Origin of the sequence: Streptomyces sp. NPDC127084 (assembly GCF_042724175.1) — a bacterium.
Taxonomy (GTDB): Bacteria; Actinomycetota; Actinomycetes; order Streptomycetales; family Streptomycetaceae; genus Streptomyces.
Map to the genome: position 1 here is coordinate 1 of NZ_JBHXFA010000292.1, position 3,918 is coordinate 3,918.

The window sequence follows — 3,918 nt, forward strand, 5'->3', positions numbered from 1 at the left end:
TGTGGGACACCCCGGGGGTGTTGTCCACGAAGTTGGTGATCAACCAGTTCAGATTCTGCGCCGCCTGGCTCATCGGGCTCACACTAACGCTCCTGGTTGTAGGTGCTACCCGGGCCGAAGCCCGATCCGTTCGTGTCCGTTCCCGCGTTGCGGCCCTTCTGGATGCCGCGGCGCAGGTTGCTCAGCCTGCCGCGGACGTCTTCCGGGGCGCGGGAGACCTGGGGGCCGCCCTGCGGGGTCTGCTCCGCGGTTCCCTCGACCAGGTTGGCCTTGGGAATCCGCCGGGGCAGGCCGGACGAGGTGACTCCGCCCGCCTTGGGCTCACGGAGCTTCTCGGCCCGCTGCCAGCGCTCGTCGTTCTTCGAACGCCAGTCGTCGGAGCCCTCAGATTCCGCCCGCTCGTCACGCGGTGCCGCGGTCTCCCGCGGGGACCGCGCGGCCGGAGCCGTCTTCTGTCCCGTCTGGCCGCTGCCGCTCTCGTCGGACTGCCACTGGGCCCGCTGGCTGGTGCCACCGGCGCCACGGCGTGGCAGACCGGCGTCGGTCAACTGCTGACCGTTGCTCGGCGTGGGACCCGGACGTTCGAAGCCTACGCGCTCGGAGCCGTTCGCGGGAGCGCCCGGAGCAGATTCCGCATCCGCTCGGTACTCCTGCTCGTACGCACCCTGGTAGCCGCCCTGAGTCGACCAGTCTTCCTGGTGGGAGCGCTGCGCGAAGGAGTCGTCGTACTGCCCGCGGTGCTCCTGCGGAGCATCGTACGAGGATTCCGCATAGCCCTGCCCGGCGGATCCGTTGTAACCTGCGGTAACCCCGTACTCGCCGGTGCTCTGGTAGCCGCCGGACCCCTCGTTGCCGTCGTAGCCGTAGCCGTTCCGCTCGTAGGCGGGACCGGACTGCTGGGGCGCGAAGTCCTGCTCGTACGAGGAGCCCTCGGCGTACTGGCCGTCCCCGGCCCCGTACGAGCCCTCCTCGGCCCCGTAGTGGCCGTCAGCGGCTGCGTACTGGCCGTTCTGGTACCGGCCGCCGCCGTACTGCTCCTGCTCGCCGAACGGGTCCTGCTCGCCGTACTGGTCCTGCGGGACCTCGTCGCGGAACAGCGGGCGGTCGCCGCCCTGCACCTGCGCCTCGAGCGCCGCACGGCGCTCTCCGCGCATCAGGGAGCGGCCGACCGGGTCCAGGTGGGTGGACTCGTCCTCCGCGGCGTCCTCGTAGCGGGAGTCGTCGAAGCCCAGCTCGGCCGCGGTGCGCGAGGTGGTGGGCGTGAAACTCGCCTGCTGCGTGGGGATCATCTGGGAGACCGTGAAGTCCTCCTCGTGCACCGGCTCGCCACCGCCACCGTGGGTGATCGCGTCCGGGAGCATCACCAGCGAGGTCGTACCGGCCTGCTCGCCCGAGGGGCGGAGCTGCACGCGGATGCCGTGCCGGTCGGCGAGCCGGCCGACCACGAAGAGGCCCATGCGCTGCGAGACGGCGGCGTCCACCGTCGGCGGGTTGGCCAGCTTGTGGTTGATGTCGGCGAAGTCCTCGGCGGTCAGGCCGATGCCCTTGTCATGGATCTCGACCATCACGCGGCCGTCGGGCAGCCGGGTCGCGGTGACCCGGACCTTCGTCTGCGGGGAGGAGAACGTGGTGGCGTTCTCCAGCAGCTCGGCGAGCAGGTGCACGAGGTCGGTCACGGCCTGGCCGTGGATCTCGGACTCGGGTACGCCGGTCAGCTCGATGCGCTCGTACGACTCCACCTCGGACGAGGCGGCGCGCAGCACGTCCACCAGCGGCACCGGCTGGTTCCAGCGGCGGCCGGGCTCCTCGCCGGCGAGGACGAGGAGGTTCTCGCCGTTGCGGCGCATACGGGTCGCGAGGTGGTCCAGCCTGAACAGGTTCTCCAGCTGGTCCGGGTCCGCCTCGTTGTTCTCCAGGTCGGTGATCAGGGTCAGCTGGCCCTCGATCAGCGACTGGTTGCGGCGCGAGAGGTTGGTGAAGATCGCGTTGACGTTGCCACGGAGCATGGCCTGCTCGGCGGCGAGCCGGACGGCCTCGCGGTGGACCTGGTCGAAGGCCCGGGCGACCTCGCCGATCTCGTCCTTGGTGTCGATCGGGATCGGCTGTACGCGGGTGTCGACCCGGCCGGGCTCGGTACGCGACAGCTGGTCGACCAGCATCGGCAGGCGCTGCTCGGCGATGCCGAACGCGGCGGTGCGCAGCTCGCGCATCGAGCGGCTCATCTGGCGGGCCACCAGGCCGGCCAGGATGAACGCGGTGAGCAGCGAGATGACGACGATCAGACCGTTGACGATGGCGTCGGTCTTGGCCTCGTCGGCGATCCGGGAGGCCTCGGTCACCGACTTCTTCACGAGACCGTCCTCGATCTCGGTGTAGCCGTCGAACTTCGCGGTGGCGGCGTACTGCCAGATCCTCGGCGTCACGCCCTTCTTGGCGAGTTCGTCCGGGGAGGCCCCGCTGCCGATGGCGGCGACCAGGCCGTTGTAGATGGAACCGTCCTCCGAGGCCTGCGGCACCGTGAACTCGATGCCCTGGGCCGCGGCTGCCTTGGCCGCCTCCTGGAGCTGCTTGGTCCCTTCACGGGTCTTCTCGCCCATGACCGTCTTCAGCTTCGCCGTGTCCTCGGTGGAACCGCCGGAGACGTACTCGAGGAGCGCGATGTTCTCCAGGTACGCGTAGGACGAGAAGGCGATGGTCTGGCCGGACCTGATCTCAGGAGTCTTGCTCGGGCGGACCAGCAGGTGCATGCCGATGGAGCGCTGGAGCGACCCGGCGGCCTTCGCGAGCTGGATCGCGTAGACCATCCGGCCGTAGCTGGTGACGTTCCCGGTGCCGAAGCCGAGCTCGTTGGAGAACTCCATGAGGGAGTGCTGGACCTGCACATAGCCCTCTTCGGTGGCCACCGGGCCGCCCTTGCCGCCTTCCTTGCTGGCGGACTCCACAGCCTTCGAGTAGGCGCTCTCGCGGAGCTGCGCGAGCTTCGGCTCCTCCGCGCGGAAGAGCTTGAGGCGGCGCTCCAGACCCTGGGTGTCCGGCCTGTCCTCGACCGCCGCGTCGAACTTCTTCTTCGCGGCGTCGGTGGCGGCGCGGTACTTCTGGACATCCGGGTCGTCCGCGCCCTTGCCCTTGAGCAGCGGCTCGGCCGTGAGGTCGCGCTCGTTGAGCAGCGCCTGGCTGTAGTCCGACGCGGCGCGCACGATCTCCGCCGTCTTCTCGGCGTCCCGCGCCTCGTCCCAGGTGTCCACCGACCCCTTGACCTGGAAGCCGCCCATGACAAGGCCGACCAGCGCAGGGATCAACAGGATCGCGTTCAGCCGGGTCGGCACACGCCAGTTGCGCGGGGACAGCCTGCTGGAGCTGCCACCGGCGGGGGGCGCGACGGGCTGCACATCCGCGGGCGACGCCGCTGCGCGCGGGGGCGGGGTGAAGTTGCCCCGCGCCTGCTGCTCTGCGGAGCTTGTCTTGCTTCGCCTCACTCGACCAACAACCTCTCGGCGTCGGCACCTGTTTTGTGCCGAAAATCGTTCAGGGCCGTACTACTCACGAGTTCGTTGATTTCAGCACGCCAACCGGGTCCGTTCCAAACATTAGGAAAAGCCACGTCAGGTCTTCCTGGACAGCTGTTAAACCGGACATAAGGAGCGAAGCTGCGGCAAAAAGTGGGCTGCCGATGAGCACAGTGGTACTACCCGGATGCGTCGGGTGTCTGCGCCCGGGTAATTCTCTGTCGAAACGTTATGAACACGCAGGCGGACCGTGTCAAAAGACACAGTCCGCCCTTGTTCACGCGCTACGACAACTGTCGTATACACAAAACTACTTGAGTCGTGCCATGAGTGCGTGCTCGACCAGGGTGATGAGCGCGCTTTTGGCGTCGGCGCGGTGGCGGGCGTCGGTGGTGATGATGGGTGTGTCGGG

At 68.6% G+C, this 3,918-nt stretch carries 1 protein-coding gene and 2 pseudogenes; all 3 read right to left on the bottom strand.

Going from position 1 to position 3,918, the window contains the following annotated elements:
* Positions 1 to 73 (bottom strand): annotated as a pseudogene (locus ACFWI9_RS33295) (roadblock/LC7 domain-containing protein); the annotation flags it as partial.
* Positions 74 to 83: 10 nt separating this feature from the next.
* Positions 84 to 3,476 (bottom strand): nitrate- and nitrite sensing domain-containing protein, encoded by a 3,393-nt coding sequence (locus tag ACFWI9_RS33300; protein WP_387168759.1) that lies wholly within the window; start codon positions 3,474 to 3,476, stop codon positions 84 to 86.
* Positions 3,477 to 3,816: 340 nt separating this feature from the next.
* A pseudogene (locus tag ACFWI9_RS33305) lies at positions 3,817 to 3,918 on the bottom strand (ATP-binding protein); the annotation flags it as partial.